Origin of the sequence: Microbacterium maritypicum MF109, from assembly GCF_000455825.1 — a bacterium.
GTDB classification, from domain to species: Bacteria; Actinomycetota; Actinomycetes; order Actinomycetales; family Microbacteriaceae; genus Microbacterium; species Microbacterium maritypicum_A.
In genome coordinates this window covers 24,983-48,318 of sequence record NZ_ATAO01000195.1, presented here as the reverse complement: position 1 = coordinate 48,318, position 23,336 = coordinate 24,983, and the positions used below count along the sequence as shown (strand labels likewise).

The following is a 23,336-nucleotide window of genomic DNA, read 5'->3' as shown; positions in this document are numbered from 1 at the left end:
ACGACGTTCGGGCGAAGATGGTGCGACCTTGTCGCTCGGGAACGAGGCGAGAGCCTCGGTGACTCGCTGGTCATAGCGCATTCAATTGCGTGGGCATGGTGGCGGCAGGGCCGAGCACTTTGCGATGGTTCTGCGGATCAGCGGGAGCAAGCAGGTCGCTAGGCAGCCATGTGTCGCGCCCGACGATGACGTCTAGCTCTTCACCGGAGCTTGGTTCGTCCGTCCATCGATGCGATATTCCGCGCGCATGCCTCGTCGTGACACCCGCCGTGAGGTGTGGGAGAACCATGTCTTCGTATCCGCCGGAGTACCAGGTCAGCCATTGAGGACGTTCGGGGAGACCACTCCATGCGCCTACGTGGTGCGGTGAGCTGGCGGTCTTGAGTGGAGTTGCATTGACCTCTGCAAATGCGAAGTAGCTACCTGTCCTTTCTGCGACCGCGACGAGGAATCGCTCGACGTCATCAGTCCTTCCCATGCGTTGGAGCGCGGCAAGATCGAAAGTGACCCACAGCTGTTGGTACCTCAGGTAGAAACTTTGAGACCACGCCGTGATCCTCCCCCAGCGCAAGCTCTTTCCCTTGAAAAGGAGCTCTTTCGCCAGGCACTTGTCTCTGTACATCTGGCCGAACTCGGCATCGTTCACTCCGTTGTCGGCAAGGCTGCCCTGCAGGGGCTCGTGCGTCCCGAACCGCGTCGGCACGGCGGGAGGAAACTCCTCTCTCGCCGTGGCGAGGTAGTCGGATGCCAACTCCTTTCCACCGTCATTGGGGCGGAACCAACTCAGGTGAAGATGCAGCTTCTGCGTCGACCGTGCGGCGCGTCGCTGGGGCTGGGACTGGGGCTCCTCATTCTGTGGATCGATCGCCTGCCCATCAGATCGTCTTGCGAGTTCCTGAGCGAACGTCACGGCATACGAAACGCTCTCCGGTCGGCTTCCCTCCACGGAGATCCGATAGAGGGTGTCGGGCAGCGGCGCGACGAATCGAACGTCGGGAAGGTCTGACTCGTCAACCCTCAGTGGGCCCTCGAAAGTGAAGCAATACTCACCCGAGCTCTGATACTCGGCCGACAGCAACCCACCGGTTATCGGGTCGAGACGAGGGCTCAGCCCGTCGACGGAAGCAACGATTAGCGCAGCATCTTCGCTCGATACAGCGGTTCGACCGTAAACCTCGAGATCGTAAGACATTCGTTCCCCTTGGGCGCCGAGAGTGGTGATGGACGAGTATCAAGGACAGATGCCAGGCACCTTGTTCTCGCTGAGCTCACCCAGGACCTCGTTCGGCAGATACTTGACAACAAAACTGAACTTGGGGACGTCCTTACAGAGAGCATCGACAAGGGGAGCGGACAGGTGCGTGTTCGGGCGGACAACGAGGACGAACTCTGATCTCCCCGTGTATTGCGCCAGTTCGATCATGTCCTGGATCTGGCTGCTGTAGTACAGCTTGTTCACGTTCTTCACTTCCATGATGTAGGTGGAAGTCGCCTTATCAGCGATGCGAGTCCGTTTGATCTCAAGACCGTACTCGCCGAACATGCTCTCGTACTCCTTCTTGTCGAAGATCTCCTTGGAACTCCCCGGCTTGATCCCGGCTGCATATTCCGCTCGACTGCCCTTCACTTGAACAGTCGCCCCCGGAGGGTTGGTCAGACCTGGCAGTTCGCACACGTTGCTGCCCGCCGGACGAATCCCCGACTGCGCAGAGACAGACGACCTTCCGAAGGTGTTCCCCCCACAGGCCTGAGCGGCGAGGTCGTCGGTCTTGGTCTTGTTCTTCTTGAGAAGGCTGAACGCGTCGCCGACCTTGTTGACGAAGCCCACAACCTTGTCGGCGAGCTTCATGATCAGCGGGATCGACTCGACGAGCTTGGCAAGCTTGCCCCAGGGCGCGAACCCGATAAGCGTCATGAAGCACGCACCGATGTCGCCCTTGGTGACGCAGTCCATGATGTCCGTCACACCGATGAGGTCGAGGAGAACCTTGCCGCCCTCCTGGATGATGAAGTTCAGCAGGGCATCAGGCTGTGTCAACGCGTGGGCGTCCTTCAGCCGCTGCACCTCTGCGTCTCCACCGAGCGCGTACGCGGCATCGATCTGCGCCTGGGTGAGCTCCCCTTCTTTGCCGGCAGGCGGCGGGTAGTTGTCGGCCCCATCTTCCGCGCGTTGCTTCGATGCCGCGATCTCGCGAGCCTCCGTCGCCGCCTTCACCGCGGCTTCCGCGTCCAGTCCGGCGTTCGTCGCCGAGGTGGCCGCACGGCTCGCGGCATCGTTGGCCCGCGACGCCGCCGCGCTGGCAGACTGCGCCGACGACGTCGCCTGCGCCGCGAACCCGTTGGCCTTCTTCGCATCGGCGGTCGCGGCCGTCAGCGCCTGATGCGCTCGCTGCGACGACTGGCGCGCTTCGTTCTCCGAAGCAGTCGCCTGGTTGGCCGACGTGGCCGCCTGCGCAGCCCATCCCTGCGCCTCCTGCGCATACTTCCGGGCCAGGTCGGCGCTGGCCTGGGCCTCGGCCGCCGCCTGCCGCGCGGTCGCCGCCGCCTTCTCCGCGAGCGCAGCCGCCTCCCGCGCGGCCGCGGCCTGCTGGTCGGCCAGGTGCAACATGCTCTGCATCTGCGCCACGTGAGCCGCGGTGTCGTTGTCGCGCTTGGCAGCTTCGTACTGGCCCTGCTCGAGGAACCTCTTCAGCGCCGTCTGGGAACCTTCGAGCGCGATGTTCGCGGCCGCCTGCACCTCGGGGCCGCCCGACGTGCTGAGCGCGAAGGCTGCCGCCCGCTGGTCGACCTCGAGCGCGTCGTACTGTCCTTCCGCGATGAACTTGGCGAGGACCGCGGGGTCGTCGGCATCGAGCGCGAGGTTCGCCGCGCGCTGCATGGCCGGTCCCCCCTCGGTGGCGAGCACGAATGCGATCTGGCGGTTCTCGAGGTCGCGGATCTCAGGAAGCCGCTCGTTGAGGAACGCCGCGACGTACTCCTCGCCGTTCTCGAGGACGTCATAGGCCTCGTCCTGCAGCATCGTGTTGTCACCGTCATACAGCAGGGCCTTCGCCTCGTCCCACTGATCCTGCTCGAGCGCGACGCCGTACCCGTTCTTGAAGAACTCGACGACGGCCTCGTCATTGCCGACGACAGCCTGCTCGGCCGCAGCGGCAATCCACGGGGTTCCCGACGTGATCAGGGCGAGCATGGCCGAGCGCGCTTCTGGCAGCAGCTCCTGCAGGTTCGCATCCGGAGCGGTGATCTTCTTCAGGAACGCGCTGCTCTCCGCAACGGCGGCTGCGCCCTCCTTCTTGGCCTCGTCCTTGAGCTCCTTCTCCTCGGCTTCCTCTGCTGCGGCGATCTCCGCCTGCGCCAGCCCGAATTCCTCTTCTGCGGCCAGACGCTCCGCATCGGCCTTCCGCGCCAGGTCGAAGATGGTCTTCGCCAGCTCGACGTCCTTCGTCGCGGCCTCAGCAGCGGCCGCCGCCTTCGCCGAAGAAGCGGTCGCCCGAGCAGCAGCCCCCTGCGCAACACCGGCCTGGGCCGCGGCCGTGTCTGCCTCGATCGCCGCGGCGTTGGCGTTGTCGGCCGCACGCCCGGCCGCATCACGGGCCTGCTGAGCGACAGCCGAGGTCTCGGCGGCAAGGCGGTCCGTCCGCGCCGTGGCGGATGCCGCGCGGTTCTTGGCCGCGTTCGCCTTGGCCGCAGCAGCCCGCGCCTGCGCGGCAGCGGCCGATGACACTCCCGACGCCTGAGAGGCTTCCATCGCATATCCGGCCGCCTCGCCCGAGTAGCCGGCCGCGGCGCCCGCAGCCTGCGCAGCGCGGTTCGCCGCATTCGTCGCCGTCTCCGCCTCGGCCGCTGCACGCTTGGCCTTCGCCGCCTTGTCTGCGGCGTCGCGCGCCTTCTCCGCCTCTGCCCGTGCCGCAGCCGCCATGCCCTCCTGGCCCGCCGCATTCGCCGCCGCACCATCAGCGTTCGCCGCCGCCCGGTTGGCGCGCGCAGCCGCGGATGCGGCTGTTCCCGCCGCGCTCATCGACGCGTTCATCGCCTGGTGCGCTGCCGCAGCCGCCTGCACGGCGAGATCTGCCGCGTCGGCGGCTTGACGGGCGAGACCGGCTGCCCTGCTCGCGGCGGCGCTGGCCTGTTCGGCGTTGCCCTGCGCGGCGGCGGCCTGCTGGGCGGCGCGCTGCGTGGCCTCCTTCGCGAGCTTGGCCGCGAGGACCGCCTGCGCGGAGGCGTTGTCGGCGTTGCGACGCTCTTCCTGAGCGACCATGTTCGCCGCGATCACCTGGTTCGTCAGCTGGGCGATGGTCGCCGCCTCGGCGTCGCGCGCCCCGGCGACGAACTGCCCGTAACGCAGGAAATCCGCCACGGCCTGTGCGTCTTCGGACCCGTCCGGGAGCGTCGCATCGAGTGCGGCCTCCGCGGCGGCGATCACACTCGGCGATCCCGTGGAGGCGAGCACGTAGGCCGCCGCGCGGTCGTCGATGATCTTCGCGTCGTACTGACCGATCAGCAGGAACTGCGACACGGCGCTCGAGTCATCCGAGTCCAGAGCCTTGTTCGCCTCGCGCTGCACCGTCGGCGTTCCGGTGTCTGCGAGCACGAACGCCGCCGAGCGGTCGTCGACCTCCCAGGCGTCCTTCCACCCTTCTGTGACGAAGGCACGAAGCTGGTCCGGATTGTTCGCCGTCAGTACGGCCTCCGCCTGCTGCCGGACGGCGCGCCCGCCCGCGAGGCTCAGTCGCAGCGCGATGAGGCGGTAGTCCTGTGCGATCGCCTCGTGCTGCCCCGTGGTGATGAAGCTCTCGATGCTCTGCCCGCCCTTGAGCAGCGCCTGCCTCGCCGCCTCCTGGACAGCCGGACCCCCATCGGTGAACTGCGTGACCACACCGGCGGCATCCGTCGACGGGGTGAAGAGACCCGCCGGCGCGGACACCTGCGTCCGCGCGGCCGATGCGGCGGTCGCCGCTGACGCTTCGAGCGGCTGGAAGAGACCGACCGCGACGACGGTCGTCATCAGCATGGCGGCGAACGCGAACGGGAGCCGCCGCGCCGGTGCGAAACGCAGGCGCCGACGGTGAGATCTGGTCTTCATCGCAGGACTCTTCTCCAGGGGGACACGATTGGGATCGGACCGCGTGAAGATCACGACTGCGATGGAGCCCCAGAACGAGTCACGGCGCGTGCGCGCACACGCACGTCGGAATGCACGCAGACCACGACCTCGAAACAGGACCGTCACGCTTCGACCGTGGGCTTGCGGCGGTACTCGCTCGGGACTCTATCCGTCAGCTGTGAGTCTTGTCTGTCCCCCGAATGGCCTACTTGACGCTGGACTTTTCCTGTGAAGTGCGGATTTCCGTGTTCATATGACGCCACAATCTCCACGGATAAGGAACGTAATCGAACGGAACTTTTTCTCCACTCGGGAGAGAAAGGTGAACCTGTCGGGAAGGTCTCGTGAATCACCCCTCATGGGCCACCGTCTCGGATCGTCCGAAATGCAACGGCGGATGTCGCTTCGACGGCTCGCCCGATGTCGGACGCCCCTGCCAGGATCGAAAGATGGCAGAAGCCGCATCCGGGGACCCCGGAATCCACACGCGCACCAGCGCGACCACCAGCACCGATGCGCCGAAGAAACAGGGCGCGCTCGTGCTCGTCGCAGCGCTCGTCACCGTCGTGCTGTGGGCTTCGGCCTTCATCGGCATCCGCGGTGCGGGCCCGCACTACGACCCCGGCGCACTGGCCCTGCTGCGGATGGCCGTCGGCACCGTCGTGCTGACGATCATCGCCGTGCGGCACGGCGTCCGCATCCCGGAACGCCGCCACTGGCTGCTGATCGCGGTGTGGGGCGTCGGCTGGTTCTGCGTCTACAACCTCGCCCTCAACAGTGCCGAGCTCACGCTCGACGCCGGCACCGCGGCGATGGTCGTGAACCTCGCGCCCCTCATGGTCGTCGTCTTCAGCGGACTCTTCCTGCGCGAGGGGTTCCCGAAGCCGCTCGTGATCGGCGCACCCATCGCGTTCCTCGGCGTCGTGCTCATCGGCATGAACTCGTCCACCAGCGCCGGCCCCGACATCACGGGTCTGCTCCTCGCCCTCCTCGCCGCGGTCATGTACGCCGGGTGCACGCTCGTGCAGAAGCGCCTGCTCACCTCGGGCGTCGACCCGACCACCCTCACCTGGCTCGGAGCGGGTGTCGGCACCATCGCGCTGCTGCCCTGGATCGGCAACCTCATCGGCTCGCTCGAAACGGCACCTCTGGATGCGACACTGTGGGTCGTCTACCTCGGCATCTTCCCCACCGCGATCGCCTTCACCACCTGGGCCTACGTGCTGCAGCGCAGCACCGCGGGTCAGACCTCGGCGACCACCTACGTGGTGCCGGCGATCGCGATCCTGATGTCGTGGGCGATCCTCGGCGAGGTGCCGACGCCGCTGATGTTCCTCGGCGGGGCGCTGTGCCTGCTCGGCGTGCTCATCACGCGTCTGCGGTGGCGTCGACGCACCTGACGCCGTTCAGCGCCCGGTGATCACCCCGCGCGCGATCCCCAGCTCAGCGAGCCGGGAGGCGGCGAGCCCCTCGACGACATCGATATATCGGTGCCGCGGTCTACGGAAGTCTGCTACTACAGTTGCGACCGGAGGCGAACATGACGACCTGGTGGCCCTACGTGCGCATCGCCGCAGCCGTGCTCTCCGCGGCAGCGATCATCGCGCAGCTCATCCGCACCCTCGAGATCGCCGCTGCGGCCACGACCGAGTGGGGCGCACATCTGCCGACCGTCATCTCGAACTTCTTCAGCTTCTTCACGATCGAGTCGAACGTCCTCGCCGTGGTCGCGTTGGCGTGTGGCGGGTTCTGGGCGCTCGCCCATCGCGGCACGACGGCGGAACCTCGGTGGCTCGCGATCCTGCTGATGTGCGCCAGCACCTACATGATCGTCACCGGCGTGGTCTACAACCTGCTGCTTCGCGGCATCGAGCTGCCCCAGGGCTCGACGGTCGGCTGGTCGAACGAGGTGCTCCACGTGGTGGTGCCGATCATCATGCTGGCCGATGTGCTGTTCGCCCCGAGACGGCGGGCTCTCGGCTGGAGCGCCGTGGGCATCGCCGCCATCTTCCCGATCGTCTGGGTGATCTACACGCTGATCCGAGCGAACCTCGTGATCGCGCCGGCATCGGGTGAGCCGTCATGGTATCCGTACCCGTTCCTCAACCCTGCCCAGCCCGGCGGGTATGGAGGCGTCGCCCTCTACGTGCTGCTGATCGCCGCGATCATCATCGGCGCCGCCGCCCTCGTCGTGTGGGTGGGCCGTCGCCGGGCGGTCGTCTCGGATTCGACCGCCGACGCCACCATCGCCGCAGCCTGACGCCCAGCCTGACCCCGCAGCTGCTTCCGCCCACTCCTGCTCACGCATGGACGCCCCGCGACGGGCGGAGTTCTCGCCGTCGGGCGGAGATCTCGAGACGAAAGCTCCGCCCGACAGGGAGAATCCCGCCCGGGACGGGGGTGGTCAGCCCGACAGGGAGTATCCCGCGCGGGACGGGGGTGGTCAGCCCGAGGTCTACTCCCCGGCGTACGCGACGAGCGTGGCTCGCGCGATCGTGTGCGGGCCCGCCGTGAAGCCGAGGAGCGCCGGGGATGCACCGGAGTCCAGATCGAGCCGCGCCACATCCAGCGCGGTCACGGTGATGTGGTACCGGTGCACGCCCGATCCGGCAGGCGGAGCGGCGCCGATGTAGCGCGCGAGCCCGGCGTCGTTCGGGAAAGCCACGGCACCGGCGGGAAGCAGCTCCCGGCTCTCGGAGCCAGCGTCCTCGACGAGGTGGGTCGTGGTCGCGGGGATATTGCCGACGGCCCAATGCCAGAATCCCGATCCGGTGGGAGCGTCCGGATCGAAGACCGTGACGATGAAGCTCCGGGTGTCGTCGGGAAACCCCGACCAGGTGAGTTCGGGAGAGATGTCGCGTCCGCCCGGGACGCCGAAGACTCCGGAGTACTGCGCCTCGGCGAAGGGCGTTCCGTCAGCGACGGTGGAGCTGCGGAGCTCGAAGCTCGGCACCTCGGGAAGCGCGTAGCACGGGTCGTTCGTTGCCTGTGTCTGATCTGTCATGCGAGGACGGTATCGACGAGCACCTGGTTTCCCGCAAGGGGTGCAAGTCACCTCCGGGTAACCACCCCACTCTCGGAATCTCAGAGATCGGGGAAGCGCTGGATGTTCGACTCGACCCAATCACGGAGGCTCTGCAGGGGCTTCGCCGCGTCTGCGCCGAGGGCGGTGAGCGAGTACTCGACGCGAGCCGGCACCTCGGCGAAGATCTCGCGCGCGACGAGGTCGCGGTCTTCGAGTCGCCGAAGGCACGACGTGAGCACCTTCGGGCTGATGCCCTCGAGCTTGCGCTTGAGCTCACCGAACCGCATCGGGCCGCCCTCGAGTGCGCCGAGGATGAGCGCGCTCCATTTGTCGGCGAGCAGATCGAGGATGCCCCGGCACGGGCACTGGGCGTCGTAGACATCATGGGGCCTGCCGGCGGCGCAGGTGCTGAGGGAAGTCACCCGTTCATGGTATCCGAAAGTTACCAGCAGTCCTTGCGGGTAACTGCTCCCCTTCGAGTAGTAATGATCTCGCGGCAGCCTGCCGTGCTCGATCCCACGAGAAGGACCACATCATGTCTTCACCCCTGCCCGACCCGCTGTACAGCCTCGCCATCCTGCGCGCCCTCCCCGGTCGCCGAGACGCACTGCTCGCCGCGCTGCAGCGCCTGATCGAGCCGACCCGCGCGGAGCCCGGCAACCAGGATTACGTGCTGTTCGAATCGCGCAGCGAGCCAGGAACGTTCTACATGCGCGAGGCGTTCGACGACCAGGCTGCGCTCGACACCCACTTCGCCACACCTCACTTCCAGGCATTCGCGCAGGGAGTGGATGCGCTGCTGGCCTCACCGCTCGAGTTGCTGTTCCTCGACCGGCGGTCGGCGTAGCGGCCCACGCTGCCGGAACACGCTCCGACGCCCGTACCTGAGAACCGGCGCAATCATCCGCTGGACGTACGACGTGGGTACTCCAGTCCGATGACCGCCGACAGACCCCGTCATAGCGTGGATGTCATGTCAACAACTGCTTCTGCACCCACCCCTTCCACCACCGCGCCGTCCGTCGCTGCGACGTCGACCGCCAAAGGCACCGCCAGTCTCGTTCTCGGGATCTGCTCCGTGTTCGCCGGCTGGACGTTCTTCGCGCCCGCCATCGGACTCATCCTCGGGATCGTCTCGCTGCGAGGCGAGCCGCGCGCACGCACGCAGGCGGGATGGGGGATCGCCCTCAACGCGATCGCCATGAGCATCTGGATCATCGTGACGATCCTCGCCCTCACGTTCGGATGGATCGCGGCGACCTCGTCCATGTTCGGCCAGTGACGGCGCTCAGCTCTCCTCCTCGGTGCGGCGGCTACCCTGGCTGAGGGGAGAAGCGCCGCGCTCCCCAGGAGGAGAGAGCATGCACGACCTGAACGCCGCATCCCCGCAGCCGGTGGCACCTCCGCCTCCGCCCGCTCCCGCGCAGGCCCCTGCCCCCACAGCCTCACCCGCCACGGCGAACGGCGCACCCACCGACGCCGAGATGGCCAGAGCGTCCGAGGTGCTGCGGGTCATCTCCGCCTCCTACTCCGCCAAGATGGTCGGTCAGGACCGGCTGCGCACGAGCCTGCTCATCTCGCTCATCGCCGGCGGCCACATCCTGCTCGAGAGCGTGCCGGGACTGGCGAAGACCACTGCGGCCAGCACCCTCGCCGACACCGTGAAGGCGCAGTTCAAGCGCATCCAGTGCACGCCCGACCTGCTGCCGAGCGACATCACGGGCAACCAGATCTACGACGCGGCGACGGGATCGTTCCGGACAGTGCTCGGCCCGGTGCACGCGAACTTCGTGCTGCTCGACGAGATCAACCGCTCCAGCGCCAAGACACAGAGCGCCATGCTCGAGGCCATGCAGGAGCATCAGACCACGATCGGCGGCGAGATCCACCACCTGCCGAAGCCGTTCCTCGTGATCGCGACGCAGAACCCCATCGAGCAGGAGGGCACGTACGAGCTGCCCGAGGCGCAGATGGACCGCTTCCTGCTCAAAGAGATCGTCGAATACCCGAGCCCGGCCGAAGAGCTCGAGGTGCTCAGCCGCATCGATTCGGGTGTGCTCGACCCCGACCGGCACGTCGCCAGCGCCGTCAGCCTCGACGACGTGCATCTGCTGCAGGACGTCGCGAGCCGCATCTACGTCGACCCCGCGATCCGCAACTACATCGTGTCGATCGCCTACGTCACCCGCAACCCGGCGCCGTACATCGGCGAAGAACGCGCCCGCTTCATCAAGTACGGCGCGAGTCCGCGTGCGAGCATCGCGTTCCTCCAGGCTTCTAGAGCGCTGGCTCTGCTCAAGGGACGCACGCATGTGCTGCCCGAAGACATCCGCGAGCTCCGGCACCTCGTGCTGCGCCACCGGGTGCTGCTGACGTTCGAGGCCGACGCCGAAGGAATCCGCAGCGAGGAGATCATCGACCAGATCTTCGCGTCGGTCCCCACACCCTGACATCTCCATGGCCAGCCTGATCACGCAGGTGAAGAGCAAGCTCTTCATCCACTCGACGCGCAAGTCGCTGCACGCGCTCGACGGCGCCTACGCGTCGCTGCTGCGCGGGCGGAGCCTCGACTTCGAAGACCTGCGCAAGTACGAGTACGGCGATCAGGTGCGCGACATCGACTGGCGGGCGACCGCCCGGCTGGGAACGCCCCTGGTGAAGCGCTCGCGCGCGACCCGCATGCACACCGTGCTGTTCGTGGTCGACACCGGGCGCTCGATGTCAGCACTCGCCGCAGACGAGCAGTCGAAGAAGCACCTGGCGATCCTGGCGACCGGAGTGCTCGGTGTGCTGACGCTGCGCCACGGCGACGACTTCACCACGGTGTACGGCGATGCCGCCAAGGTGCGCCGCCTCGCGCCGGGCCGCAGCGAAGGGGCGCTCGAGCACGCGCTGCGCACGATCGATCGGGCCGTCGACCAGAGCGACGCACCGAGCGACCGTGATGGCCTGCTGTCGTTCGTCACCCGCACGATCGCGCGTCGCATGATCGTGGTCGTGATCACCGACGAGGCCCCCGTCACCGGCGAGACCGAACGGATGCTGCGGCGACTGCGCGTGCAGCACGACGTGCTCTGGCTCACGCTGCGCGACGCCGAGCCCGTGCTGGACCACGCCACCGGACACATCCGCAGTGACGTCGACAGTCGCTGGCAGGTGCCGGGATTCGTGCAGGGCGACCGCGAGATCGTGCAGGAGCTGACCGCGCAACGCGAGGCCGACGCCGCACACCTCGCCGAGCTGCTCACCCGGATGGAGATCAGCCACTCCACGCTGGACGGGCAGGACGATGCCGTCGCTCAGCTGCTGACGCTGCTGAATCGGAGGTCGAATGCCCGGCTCTGACGACCTCTATCCGCCGGCGCAGTACGGCTGGGGATGGATGCTGCTCGCAATCGGCATCCTGGCTCTACTGGTGCTGGGGGCGTGGTTGCTGATCGTCCTCACCCGACCGCGGCGCACCCTGGCGGTCGCCGACCCGAACGCCGGGCAGGCACCGCTGGTCATCGACGTGCTCTCGCAGCTGCGCACCGAGTACCTGGCGCGCATCCAGCAGATCGAGACCGAGTACGTCGAACGCCGCATGTCCGCCCGGCAGGCGAATCTCGAGCTGAGCCGCACCGTGCGCACCTTCGTGAACGAGTACAGCGGCCTGGAGGCGCCGGTGCTCGCACTCGACGATCTCGTGGCCCGCGGTGTGCATCCCGCCCTCATCGATGCGCTCGGCAGGCACTACTACCCGAGCATCTTCCGCCAGGGACCGGTGATCGATCCTGTGGCCGGCGCCGAAGCCGCCAGGACGGTGGTGCGCACGTGGCACTAGCGAACGTCTGGATGCTCGCGGCCGCGGTCGCGGTCGTGGTGCTCGCGATCACGATCGGTCTCGTCGTCGGCCTCCGGCGGGGCGGCCCGAGCCGAGGCATCGACGCCGCGCGCGTCGCCCGTGCCGAGCGCGTGCGCGCGCTGCCCTCCTTCCGCCGCGCACTGACGCGGAGAGCACTCGCGCTGTCCGGCATCCTCGCCCTCGGCGCGACCGCCGCCATCGTCGCGGGCGTGGTGGCTGCGCGGCCGATGTCGGCGCAGACGATCCAGCCCGTCAACACCAGCCGAGACATCATGCTGTGCCTCGACGTCTCCGGTTCCATGACCGAGGTCGACGTAGAGGTGCTGAACGTCTTCGACGAGCTTCTGGACAGCTTCGAGGGCGAACGCATCGGACTGACGATCTTCAACAGCTCGCCCGTGCAGATCTTCCCCCTGACCGACGACTACGACTTCGTGCGCGAGCACATCGAGAGCATGACGCAGAGCTTCGACTACGTCGATCAGGTCCCGGAGCACTGGGTCGGCACCCTCAATGGAGACGGCGCCTCCCTGATCGGCGACGGTCTCGCCGCCTGCACGATGGGTTTCGACAACCCGGACGCCGAGCGCTCACGCTCCGTCATCTTCGCCACCGACAACGAGGTCAACGGCGCCTCGATCGTCACGCTCGACGAGGCCGCCGCCTACGCCGCCTCGAAGGACGTGCGAGTCTTCGCGCTGAACCCGGTCCAGGGCAAGGATGCCGACGTCAGCGCCGAGCTGAGCGCTGCGGCCGAGGCGACGGGCGGCGCCGCATTCGGCCTGCGCGACACGACCACCGTCTCCGACATCGTCACCCAGGTGCAGGAACAGGAGGCGACCGAGTTGCGCGGGGAGGCGCAGGTGGTCTGGACCGACACCCCGAACCTGTGGATCGTGCTGCTCTCGATCTGCCTGCTCGGCTTCGTCGTGGTGCTGTGGAGGGTGCGACTGTGATCCTCCAACCCGTGCTCAACCCGCTGCTCGTCGTTCTTCTATGCGCCCCCGTCGCCGTCGCCGCCGTCTGGGTGCTGGTGCGTCCGCCGAAGTCCGCCGGGGTGCCGATCACCGATCGTCGCGCGCTGGCCGGGCATCGTGCCCTGTGGGCCATGCGGCTGCTTCTGGTGCTCGCCTGCTTCGCGATGCTCATGCGTCCGGGCATCCCCGGGGGAGCGACCCAGACCCTCGCGACGGATACCGACATCGTGCTCGTGGTCGACACGACGGCGAGCATCGTGGCTGAGGACTGGGATGACGGCGAACCGCGGCTCGACGGCATCCGTGCAGACGTGCGCGCTCTGGTGGAGGAGTATCCGGGAGCGCGCTTCGCCCTCATCACCTCGGATGCCGCGGCCGAGCTGAGGATGCCGCTGACCACGGACACCACGGCACTCCTGGGTTCCCTCGGGGTGCTGCGCCCCGAGGTCACCAGCCAGTCACGCGGCAGCTCGATCGGCATCGCCGCCCCCCTGCTGTCGGAAACCCTCGCCTCGGCAGCCGAATCGTCTCCCGACCGCTCGCGCATGGTTTTCTACTTCGGCGACGGGGAGCAGACGGTCGACACCGCGCCGGAGTCGTTCAGCGCGAGCGAGAAGTACACCGATTCGGGAGCCGTGTTCGGCTACGGCACCGCCGAGGGTGGGCCCATGCGCATCACCACGGGCGGCATCTCGGATCAGGGCGGCGACTACATCCAGTACCAGGGCGCCGACGCTCTCTCGGTGATCGACGAGTCGAACCTCGAGACGATCGCCGACCAGCTCGGGGTCACGTACGCGACTCGGACGGCGGATGCCGCCCCCTCCCTCCCCGAGGCCCCGTCGACCACCACCGACTACGCCGATTCGGGCGAGGTCGGCAACGTCATCGAGCTCTACTGGATCGCGGCGCTCGTCGCCCTGGCCATCCTCGGCGTGGAGCTCACGCGTGCCGCCCTGCTGATCGCGCGACTTCGGCAGCTGCGCGCGCCACGACAGCGCGTCCGCTCACGCAACCAGATCTAACACTCAGGCTTCGTCGATATCAGCTGCTAATGTTTTACCGGTCGAGGACTGTCTTGGTCCCGGCAGGGGTTCGCAGATGCATGACGATCGCGGAACACATGGCTTGGGGAAGCCTCCGCGGCGCGTGACTGCGATGTCGTGTCGGCGCTCGCGTCGGCATCAGATCACTGGGGAAAACAAAATCATGGGGAACAATCACGTTCTTGAACGCGCCCGCTCCGCGGCCGCTGGTGTCGTCGTCGGCATCTTGGTCGTGGCGGGGCTGGTGTCGTTCGGGGGTGGAGCCGCCGTGGCGACCGACGCCGCGCCGACGTTGCCACCACTGCTGCAACGCGACGGTGACGTCGTCACATCCGACCCGATTCCAACGGTGCAGATCGACAACGGCTACGTCTGGGCACAGACCACCATCGGCTCCACCGTCTACGCCGTGGGCAAGTTCGACAACGCCCGCGAGCCCAAAGCCGCTCCGGGCACTGCCCTCACCGCGCGGTCGAACGTTCTCGCCTACGACATCAACACCGGGGCACTGCTGCCGTTCGCACCGAAGGTCAACGGCGTCATCAAGGCCGTCGCCGCATCTCCCGACGGCAGCCGCATCTACATCGGCGGTTCGTTCAACAGTGTCAACGGGAAGGACCGTTGGAACATCGCCGCGATCGACGCGAAGACCGGCGAGCTGGTCGCCGGGTTCGTCCCGTCGATCGGCGGATCGGGCGTCTACGCTCTCACGACATCCGGAACCGCGGTCTACGCTGGCGGCCTGTTCGGCCAGGCCAACGGCACCGCACGGAAGAACCTCGCCGCGTTCAACACCGCGAACGGCGCGCTCCTGCCCTGGGCCCCGCAGACCGACCTGCAGGTGGATGCGATGGTGATGGACCCCGCCGGCAAGGACACCATCATCGGCGGACGGTTCTCGCAGATCAACGGCAACACCGAGATGCGTGGCAGCGGAGCCGTCGACAAGACCACCGGCACGCTGAACACCGCGTGGGAGCTGGCCAAGACGGTGAGGAACGGCGCCGGTAGCGGCATCTACGCCGGTAAAGCCGGAACCTTCAGCCTCACCACCGATGCCACCGGCGTCTACGGCACCGGGTGGGGCTATGCCGACGCTGCCACCGGCAACCTCGAAGGCACCTTCGCGGCCGAGGCCGGCACCGGCAAGGTCCGCTGGATCGCGGACTGCATCGGCGACCACTACGGCGTCTACTCGACCGGCAAGGTCGTCTACACCACGAGCCACACCCATACCTGCGAGACGTTGGGTCTCCACCCGGAACAGGCCCCGCGCGTGCACCGTTATTCCGAGGCATACACGGCCGATGCCCGGGGGACCCTCGCACCTCAGCCGGCGGCACCGGGCCGAAAGGACTGGGGCGGAACTCCCGCGCCTTCGCCGTATGCGTGGTCTCCCGACTGGGCGGTCGGTGTCACCACCGGACTCGGTCAGGCCGGGTTGTCGATCACCGGCACGGGCAACATGATCTCCATCGGAGGCGAGTTCCGCTCCGTCAACAACGGCCAGTTCGAGGGACTCGTGCGATTCTCGACCGCTCCTCCCGCCGGCCCCAAAGACGGCCCCCGCCTCTCCGGAGACAAGTGGCAGCCGACCGCGACGTCTCTCACGCCCGGTCGGGTGAAGGTGTCGATCCCGGCCAACTGGGACCGTGACGACCTCACGCTCACCTATGAGCTGCGCCGCGCCGGTTCGACCACTCCTCTGCTCACCACGAAGGTGGACTCCACCTGGTGGAACCTGCCCGCTGTCAGCTTCGAGGACACGACGGCTCCGGCCGGCTCGCAGCAGCAGTACACCTTCACGGCCGCAGACGGCAACGGCAACACCGTCTCGAGCAAGACGGCGACCGTGACGGTGGCCGACCCGACGCCACCGTATTCCAACGCGGTGCTCGCCGATGAACCCCAGCTCTACTACCCGCTGGGAACCATCGGCCAGGACGTTGCCGGCGCGAACAGCCCGATCTTCCGCGCAGGGGCGAAGCTCTTGTCGTCGGGAACGTCGAAGGGCACGGGCGCGACGGCCCTCGACGGCACCGAGACCGGACGCGTCGACACCACCACGAAGATGCCCGCACCTTCCGCGTACTCCGCCGAGATGTGGTTCCAGACGTCGACGACAAGCGGCGGAGTGCTGTTCGATTTCGAGAGCTCAGCAGCGGGCTTCTCGAAGAACTACGACCGCAACGTCTATATGTCGAACGACGGACGCCTGAACTTCGGGGTGTACAGCGACGGCACGAGAGTCATCACGACCAAGGCTGCGTACAACGACAACCAGTGGCACCAGGTCGTGGCGTCCGTCAGCCCCGAGGGGATGAAGCTCTTCGTCGACGGCCAACTCAACGATCAGATCACCGGTGTGACCAAGGGTCAGGCCTACGAGGGCTTCTGGAAGATCGGCAGCGGCAAGCTGGTCAACTGGCCGAACATCCCGACGTCGGTGTCCCTCACCGGCAACGTCAACCAGTTCGCCATCTACCCGTACGGGCTGAGCGCCGGGCAGGTGAAGACGCACTTCTGGGTCGCCAAGGGCTCAACGGCGCCCGTCGCGGCGTACACGGCGACCCCGGTCGGGCTCGCTGTGGCATTCGACGCGAGCACGTCGGTCCCGCCGGGATCCGCTACTGTCGCGGCGTACCGCTGGGACTTCGGCGACGGGACGACGGGTACGGGCAAGACGCCCTCGCACACGTATGCGGCGCCCGGCACGTACCAGGTCAAGCTCACGATCACCGACAGCCAAGGGCTCGTGGGGTCCGTCAAGAAGCCGGTGGTCGTGCAGGGAGCCAATGCGCTGCCCACCGCGTCTTTCACCCTCTCCTCATCGGGTCTCACCTCCTCGGCTGACGCAGCGGCATCGACCGACACCGACGGCACCATCAGCAGCTACAGCTGGAACTGGGGCGATGGCACGACCAGTGCGGGTGCGGTCGCCAGCCACGCCTACTCGACGGCGGGGACACGTACGGTCACCCTCACCGTGACCGACGACGTGGGCGGCTCGGCGACCACGACCCGCAAATCCGTCGTGGCGGAACCCGCGCCGCTCGCGGGTGACGACTTCGAGCAGGCATCCAGCCGAGGCTGGGGGAACGCGGTCGCGGGCGGCGCCTGGACGATCGCGGGCGGTTCGCAGGCGGCGGCCACGGTCGCCGGCGGCTTCGGACGGTTGAACCTGGCCGCGGGCGACACCCGACACGCCACGCTGAACGCGACGTCGGTCCCGAGCCCGACTCTGGAGACGACCTTCCGCGTCGATCAGGGGGCCACCACCGGTGGTGCGTACATCGGAGTCATCGCACGCGACTCCGCCGCCGGACGCTATCTCGTCCGCGCATGGCTCCGTCCCGACGGAACCATCTGGCTCGTCGCCCACCGTGACGGAACCGTCCTGGCCACCCGAGCCGTCTCGGGTCTCGCCTTCGCGGCGAACACCTCGTACACCCTCAAGGTCACGGTGACGGGCACCGCGCAGGCGTCCATCAACGCGAAGATCTGGGCGACCGGGGCGACGGAACCGGCCGATTGGCAGCTCAAGGCGTCGGATGCGACGCCCCTGCAGCCCGCGGGCGGGGTGGGCCTGAGCGGCAACCGCTCCGGCAGCTCGACCGCGGCACTCGGCGTGGCCTTCGACACGTTCCGCGTCACCGCAGCCGAGTAGCGCACGGGAACGGGCATCGTCCCTCACCATGATTCAGCCGACCTCGGCACTCGAGGTCGGCTGAATCGTATCCGGAGGATCCCCGGATAGGATGTTCAGCGCTTCGTCCTGCCGCTTCGGGGACCAGAATTCCCCGCGCTGAGCAGTGGTCGATCGGTAAGGGGGTTGGACGTGACACATCCGTCGGCACCCGCGGCGACCGAGCTCGGGTCCTCGACCACCACCGCCAGCACGGCCGACAGCGCCGCCGCCCTCCTCCGGTCCAACCGCCGCCGCCGCAGCGTCCGCCGCTGGGTCGCGATCGGGACGATTCCGCTCACCCTCGCCGCGCTCCTGTTCGTGGGCAAGCTGCTGAGCATGTACGCCTTCGCACATCAGGCCATCACCGCCTACCTGGTGGACGACTTCGCCGGGTCGGAGGCATCCGCACGCGGACAAGACCTCCTGAACTGGTTCGAGCCGTACAAGGCGCCGTTCAACATCGGCACCGCGCTCGGTGCGGCGGAGCAGCTGCCGGAGGCGCGGGCCGAGCTCGAAAGGGCACTCGACCTCGCCACCGGACTGGAGGTGTGCGGGGTACGGATCAATCTCGCCCTGGTGGTCGAGCGCATGGGTGACGCCGCACGCGCGGACGGCGACGGCGCGGGCGCTGCTGCGCTCTACGGCGAGGCGCTCACGATCACGGTCGAGACGCCAGAGGAGTGCCGCAGCGAAGAGGCCCGGCAGCAGTCGTCCGACCCGCAGCGCGACATGGCCGATTCTCTCGACGGCACCGCCGATCGTCTCAAGCAGAAGCAGCAGGAGGAGCAGCAGCCGTCACCCCAGCCGCAACCGGGGGAGAAGGAGCAGCCGTCGGAGGACAAGCTGAAGGGCCTGCAGGACAAGCTCGAGCAGGGGACGCAGGAACGCGATCAGCAACAGGGCGACGACCAGGGCGGTTCGGAGACGGACAAGCCGTGGTGAGCGATCACGAGAGGCAGCGCGCGCGCTACATCACGGGCACCGAGGGCGCTCCACCCGTGCCCCCACCCGGCGGCTACCGAGGAGCGCGGCGCGATGCGTTCGGATCCGCACCGCGCCCGAACGTCGCGACGATCGCCCCGGCGGAAGAGCCGAGGAAGCCGGCGAACGCCCTCGGATGGATCGCCCTCACCACCTCCATCCTCTTCGCGCTGATCCTGCTCGGGACGCTGATCGCCGGCGGCACCGACCTGCTCTACGGCGTCACGATGCTCGCCCTGCAGCTCGTCGTGGTCGCGGTCATCGCGGCCGCCCTGTTTTCGGCACGCGGACGGAAGCTGGGGGCGATCGCGCTCGTCGTGACGATCCTTTTCAACGTCGCCACCGTGGGCGGCATGAGTGCCCTGCAGACCTCAGCCTCCGGCACCTACGAGGGGACGAAGACAGCCGCGCAGAAGCACGCGGAGGCCTATCCGGCGATCAAGGGCACCGACCCCCAGCAGACCCTCTCGCAGCAGTCGCTCGAGGAGGTGCGTGCGCAGGCCGAGACCATGTTCGCCGACATCCGCACGCGACTCACCGACGAGTTCGGCTACACCTGGGTGCAGGTGGGCGATGACGACCTGCGTCCGGAGCGCAACGGCTACGGCGGCGAGTCGATGCTCGTCGAATTCACCTCCGCGGCGTGGGCGACGAACGAACCGATCCAGGATGACGAGCGCAAGCTCGACGTGATGCGTGTCATCAACGAGGTCGTCGTCGAGCACGGATTGTGGGACCTCTACTCCTTCAACGATCCCTCGGTTTCGGGAATCGACCCCGCGATGATCGCGAAGCTCTACGGCAGCGACGACCCGCGCACGCAGACGACGTGGGAGTACTACACCGAGAACTTCCCCGATCCGCTGCGCTTCTACGCCACCATCAACGACCTCTCGAACGATCGGGACGGCGGATTCCTGGCCGCCCGCGAGGCACAGAACGCCCGCACCGGCGAACCCCTCGAAGGCCTGCAGCTGACCGTGATCGCCAGCGGAGTGCTGAGCGAGGCCGATCGCGAGGAGTTCCAGACGAAGCTGCAGGAGTACCCCGGCTTCGAGTGAGACGGTGCCGGAGCCCTGCCGGGGCCGTGGGCCGACGCGCGTCAGGGGCCGAGCGTCAGCAGCATCCGGGCCAGCACGTAGCGGGCGTGGCCGCGGGAGGTGCGCGGGTCGTAGCCCAGAGTCTCCACCAGCACCGTCAGACGCTCCTGCACGCTGGAATGATGGCGGCCGAGACGCGTGGCGGCGGCGCGCACGCTCTGCTCTTCGGCGACCGCGTCGAGAAGCTCCCGACTACGGGCGTCGAGGGCCGCGAGCGCGGCGGCATCCGGGTGCAACGGGCTCGACTCGGCGGCGTCGGCGACGAGGAGCAGCGCTCCGAGGTCGGCCGCATCGACCACCGGCTCGCCCGGACTCGTCAGACGCACGGCGACGAGAGCCGATGCCCACGACTGGGGAAGCTGGTCTCCCGGTCCGGCGAGACCGACGCCCAACCGCAGAGCAGCGGTCTCGGGCCAGACTTCCCGCACGTCCGTCTGCGCGTCGATGATCGTCGCGCGCGTGAGTCCGTGCCGGGTGGCGACCACAGCCGAGGGGTGCGTCGGCAACGGTGCGGGCTCCGGGGGTGACGCGACCAGTCGCAGCATGCTCGCGGAGAGCCGGAGCCGCGGCAGCGCAGCCGCCCGCTCCTCGGCACCGGCGTAGGAACTGATGGCGAGTTCGACCGCGCTCTCGGGGCCGACCGCGCGTCGCGCCCGGATGATGCCGAGGCCGAGGCTGAGCCGCTCCAGGATCATCGCGTCGTTCGAATGCGCATCGCCCTCCCGCTCGATCCAGGCGACGGCACCCGGCCCACTCTCCCGGACGGGCCAGGAGGGGGACGGCTCGACGGGATCGATGCGCACCCCATCTGCCCGCACGCGCACGATGTGCCGGCCGTCGCGCTGGCCGACGGTCGCACCGCTCAGCACCGCCGCACCCCGCAGCATGCTCTCCACACCCACGGAGCGGGCGACGAGGGCATCGAAGTAGCTGACGACTTTGAGCGTCTCGCTGGCATCCGGGTCGAGGGCGGTGAGACGCCCCAGCAGATCTTGCATGTCGGCTCCATCGCGCGGGGATTCCACCCTACGGGGTCGGCGCGCGGCCCCGGAGGGTGGAATCCGGACTCAGGAGAGCAGGCGGTTCACCCAGTTGTCCCGCGCGGCGAGCATGGCCTGAGCGACGGCGGCGTGCGGGGCGAACATGTCGAAGCCGTGGAAGCCGCCGGCCCACACGTGCAGCTCGGCCTGGACCCCGGCTTCCCAGAGCTTCGTGGCATAGGCGACATCCTCGTCGCGGAACACCTCTGCGCTGCCGCAATCGATGAACGCCGGGGGCAGTCCGCTCAGATCGGTCGCCCGCGCGGGAGCGGCATAGATCGAGACGTCGTCGGTACCCTTGCGGTCGCCGAGCAACGCCGTCCATCCGGTCACGTTCGACCCGCGATCCCAGACCCCGATCCCGTCGATCTGCCGGGTGGACACCGACTCGTCTCGGTCGTCGAGCATCGGGTAGATGAGCAGCTGGCCGATCAGCTCGGGGCCCTTCCGGTCACGGGCGAGCAGCGCGGTGCCCGCAGCCAGGCCTCCCCCGGCGCTGCCGCCGCCGATCAGCAGGCGCGACAGGTCGATCCCGAGCTCCTCGGCATGCTCGGCGGTCCACAGCAGACCCGCGTAGCAATCCTCCACCGGATAAGGGTCGGGGAACTCGGGGGCGAGCCGATACTCGACCGTGACGATCACGCCGTCGTAGCGCTCCGCCCAGTCGAGGAAGCCGACCACACCGAGCCAGCGGTTGCCGATGATCATGCCGCCACCGTGGGTGTGGAAGAAGCCCGGACCGGTGCCGGTCCGGCCCTCCTTCTCGATCACGGACAGGACGATCTCGCCTCCGTCGTATCCGGCGATCGTGACGTCACGGCGTGTGAAGCCGCGGTCGTCGAGCACGGTGAAGATCTCCTGGTCGCCGCTCACCGGCGACTGGCGCATCAGCGGGATCATCTCGGGCGTCAGGGTCGACGGCAGCTGGTCGCCGACGAGAGCGAGAGCAGCCTCGAGCTCGGGATCGAACGGCGGTCGCGCCAGGGTCGTGTCAGTCATCGGAACTCCTTTGTCCTCGGCCACCATCGCGGCGGTGTTCCGCCAGCCTCCCGCACGCCGCTCCCGAGAGTAACCCGCCAGCGCGGGCGGATCCGACGCCTCCGATCCGCCGGATGGCGGGCTGTTCCGCTCCGGCGTCGCACGACTCCCTTGATGGCGCGTGTCGCGCTGGATAGCCTGGCGCCAAAAGGAAGGGATGCGCGCATGATTCGAGCACTCGACGAGCAGCAGTCCTACGAACTGCTGTCCACCACCACGATCGGCCGGATCGGCTTCGTCCATGAGGACCGGGTGCAGATCCTTCCCGTGAACTTCGCGGTCTCCGGTCACGACCTGCTTCTTCGCACCGCGCCGGACGGCGTGTTGGCCGCCCTGACCTCTGAGCCGCTCCCGGTCGCGTTCGAGGTGGACTACCACGACCCCCTCGGCAACACGGCATGGAGCGTGCTGCTGCATGGTCCCCTCTCGCGGGTCCCCGACGACGAAGCGGCCGGTGATGCCGCGCGCGTGCATCCGTGGGCGGGGGAGGATCGGAGCCTTCCGCTGTCGTTCCGCATCGAGAGCATCACCGGCCGTACCGTGCGACGGGACCAGTTCCGCGGCGCGGACTGAGCGCCGTCTCCGGGTGATCTCCGTCGTCGCTCAGGATGCGAGGGCCAGGCCGGCGGCGAGCGCGAAGCCCAGCACGGTCGCGAGTCCCGTCGATTCCTTGGCTTTGGACTGCGCCTCGGGGATCATCGAATCGACCAGCATCACGAGCAGGGCGCCGGCGGCGAAACCACTCGCCGCCGAACGGAACTCATCGCCGGTGATGCTCGCGAGACCGAAGCCCGCGACAGTCGCGGCCGCGCAGAGCACCGCGACACCCGCCCAGAGCAGCAGCACCCGCGATTTCGCCATGCCGCCTTCGAGCAGGTCGGCAGCCGAGCCGATCGATTCGGGCAGGTTCGAGACCAGGATGGCGACCACGAGCGCGATGCTGACCGGTTCCCCGGAGGCGAGACCGATGCCGAGCACCAGCTGCTCCGGGATGCCGTCGAGCAGAGCGCCGACGGCGAGCTGCCCCCCGCCCGCCTGCTCCTTGGTCTTCGCGGCCCTGGCGTCGAGGATGCGGTCGGCGATGTAGTAGCTGATCGCTCCCGCCGCGACACCGACCACGAGGGGGACAGGACCGGCGAGATCGAGCCCCTCCTCCCACAGCTCGAAGGCGATCGACGCCATGAGCGCGCCGGCGCCGAAGCCCAGCACGATGCCGAGCCAGCGCGGCGGCCACGTGCGCAGCAGTGCGAGCACCGCACCGATGAACAGCGGCGCCGCCGCGACCACACCCCACAGGACTGCTTCGCCCATGTCCGACCTCCGTGCGCCTACTCTCCCACCTCCGAGCCCGCCATCCGGGTCGACCCACCCGTCTCCAGAAAGGGGCGCTAATAGGATGACCACAGCGGGAGCGGCGGGCGACCCAGCGAGGCGGCGATGAGCGACAGGCCGGTCGAGGTTCTGCGCATCCCTGCTTTCGCACTCTTCTGGTC

General features: G+C 68.1%; 20 protein-coding genes. 13 read left to right on the top strand and 7 right to left on the bottom strand.

The genetic code is table 11. The features are described from left to right. Positions 1–70: 70 nt before the first annotated feature. Positions 71–1,192, bottom strand: coding sequence for a hypothetical protein (locus L687_RS33070; RefSeq protein ID WP_021200109.1), 1,122 nt, complete (start codon positions 1,190–1,192; stop codon positions 71–73). 39 nt (positions 1,193–1,231) lie between these two features. Further along, positions 1,232–5,083 carry a putative toxin gene (locus L687_RS0121670; RefSeq protein WP_152525897.1) on the bottom strand — a complete coding sequence of 1,284 codons (3,852 nt, stop codon included), beginning with the start codon at positions 5,081–5,083 and terminating at the stop codon, positions 1,232–1,234. A gap of 470 nt (positions 5,084–5,553) precedes the next feature. Between L687_RS0121670 and L687_RS33065 the strand changes: the two genes are divergently transcribed. Then, on the top strand, positions 5,554–6,504 hold the full coding sequence (locus L687_RS33065; RefSeq protein WP_021200107.1) for a DMT family transporter: 951 nt from the start codon (positions 5,554–5,556) through the stop codon (positions 6,502–6,504). A gap of 140 nt (positions 6,505–6,644) precedes the next feature. Continuing rightward, positions 6,645–7,364 carry a Pr6Pr family membrane protein gene (locus L687_RS33060; protein WP_021200106.1) on the top strand — a complete coding sequence of 240 codons (720 nt, stop codon included), beginning with the start codon at positions 6,645–6,647 and terminating at the stop codon, positions 7,362–7,364. A gap of 195 nt (positions 7,365–7,559) precedes the next feature. On the opposite strand, the gene L687_RS33055 is transcribed toward L687_RS33060, so the two are convergent. Further along, positions 7,560–8,108: a YbhB/YbcL family Raf kinase inhibitor-like protein gene (locus L687_RS33055; RefSeq protein WP_021200105.1), complete on the bottom strand. Its 549-nt coding sequence runs from the start codon at positions 8,106–8,108 to the stop codon at positions 7,560–7,562. A gap of 80 nt (positions 8,109–8,188) precedes the next feature. Continuing rightward, positions 8,189–8,551 (bottom strand): winged helix-turn-helix transcriptional regulator, encoded by a 363-nt coding sequence (locus L687_RS33050; protein ID WP_021200104.1) that lies wholly within the window; start codon positions 8,549–8,551, stop codon positions 8,189–8,191. A 113-nt stretch (positions 8,552–8,664) separates the two neighbouring features. Here L687_RS33050 and L687_RS33045 point away from each other — a divergent pair, with 113 nt between their 5' ends. From L687_RS33045 to L687_RS33000, 10 genes are all read left to right on the top strand, one after another. Continuing rightward, the gene (locus L687_RS33045; RefSeq protein WP_021200103.1) at positions 8,665–8,976 is read left to right on the top strand and encodes a putative quinol monooxygenase; all 312 of its coding nucleotides are present in this window, start codon (positions 8,665–8,667) and stop codon (positions 8,974–8,976) included. Positions 8,977–9,102: 126 nt separating this feature from the next. Beyond that, positions 9,103–9,411, top strand: coding sequence for a DUF4190 domain-containing protein (locus L687_RS33040; RefSeq protein ID WP_040569740.1), 309 nt, complete (start codon positions 9,103–9,105; stop codon positions 9,409–9,411). Positions 9,412–9,490: 79 nt separating this feature from the next. Beyond that, positions 9,491–10,579 (top strand): AAA family ATPase, encoded by a 1,089-nt coding sequence (locus tag L687_RS33035; protein WP_021200101.1) that lies wholly within the window; start codon positions 9,491–9,493, stop codon positions 10,577–10,579. A 7-nt stretch (positions 10,580–10,586) separates the two neighbouring features. Next, a complete protein-coding gene (locus tag L687_RS33030) occupies positions 10,587–11,474 on the top strand; it encodes a DUF58 domain-containing protein (protein WP_021200100.1) in 888 nt (295 codons plus the stop codon). Beyond that, positions 11,461–11,952, top strand: coding sequence for a hypothetical protein (locus L687_RS33025; RefSeq protein ID WP_021200099.1), 492 nt, complete (start codon positions 11,461–11,463; stop codon positions 11,950–11,952). Before L687_RS33030 ends, L687_RS33025 begins: the two co-directional genes overlap by 14 nt. Further along, entirely contained in the window at positions 11,943–12,929 is a 987-nt protein-coding gene (locus tag L687_RS33020; protein WP_231479933.1) for a VWA domain-containing protein, read from the top strand. The genes L687_RS33025 and L687_RS33020 overlap by 10 nt, the downstream gene beginning before the upstream one ends. After that, positions 12,926–13,975, top strand: a complete 1,050-nt coding sequence (locus L687_RS33015) for a VWA domain-containing protein (RefSeq protein ID WP_021200097.1) — start codon at positions 12,926–12,928, stop codon at positions 13,973–13,975. Before L687_RS33020 ends, L687_RS33015 begins: the two co-directional genes overlap by 4 nt. A gap of 184 nt (positions 13,976–14,159) precedes the next feature. Continuing rightward, on the top strand, positions 14,160–17,663 hold the full coding sequence (locus L687_RS33010) for a PKD domain-containing protein (RefSeq protein WP_021200096.1): 3,504 nt from the start codon (positions 14,160–14,162) through the stop codon (positions 17,661–17,663). A gap of 171 nt (positions 17,664–17,834) precedes the next feature. Next, positions 17,835–18,626 (top strand): hypothetical protein, encoded by a 792-nt coding sequence (locus L687_RS33005; RefSeq protein ID WP_029260832.1) that lies wholly within the window; start codon positions 17,835–17,837, stop codon positions 18,624–18,626. Further along, positions 18,623–19,726 (top strand): hypothetical protein, encoded by a 1,104-nt coding sequence (locus tag L687_RS33000; protein WP_235045229.1) that lies wholly within the window; start codon positions 18,623–18,625, stop codon positions 19,724–19,726. The genes L687_RS33005 and L687_RS33000 overlap by 4 nt, the downstream gene beginning before the upstream one ends. A 41-nt stretch (positions 19,727–19,767) precedes the next feature. On the opposite strand, the gene L687_RS32995 is transcribed toward L687_RS33000, so the two are convergent. Both L687_RS32995 and L687_RS32990 read right to left on the bottom strand, forming a co-directional pair. Continuing rightward, positions 19,768–20,763, bottom strand: a complete 996-nt coding sequence (locus L687_RS32995) for a hypothetical protein (RefSeq protein WP_021200093.1) — start codon at positions 20,761–20,763, stop codon at positions 19,768–19,770. A gap of 69 nt (positions 20,764–20,832) precedes the next feature. After that, on the bottom strand, positions 20,833–21,804 hold the full coding sequence (locus L687_RS32990) for an alpha/beta hydrolase (protein ID WP_021200092.1): 972 nt from the start codon (positions 21,802–21,804) through the stop codon (positions 20,833–20,835). A gap of 204 nt (positions 21,805–22,008) precedes the next feature. Here L687_RS32990 and L687_RS32985 point away from each other — a divergent pair, with 204 nt between their 5' ends. Beyond that, on the top strand, positions 22,009–22,416 hold the full coding sequence (locus L687_RS32985; protein WP_021200091.1) for a pyridoxamine 5'-phosphate oxidase family protein: 408 nt from the start codon (positions 22,009–22,011) through the stop codon (positions 22,414–22,416). Between the two features lie 30 nt (positions 22,417–22,446). Here the strand turns inward: L687_RS32985 and L687_RS32980 are convergent, their stop codons facing one another. Then, positions 22,447–23,154, bottom strand: coding sequence for a ZIP family metal transporter (locus L687_RS32980; protein ID WP_021200090.1), 708 nt, complete (start codon positions 23,152–23,154; stop codon positions 22,447–22,449). Between the last annotated feature and the right edge of the window lie 182 nt (positions 23,155–23,336).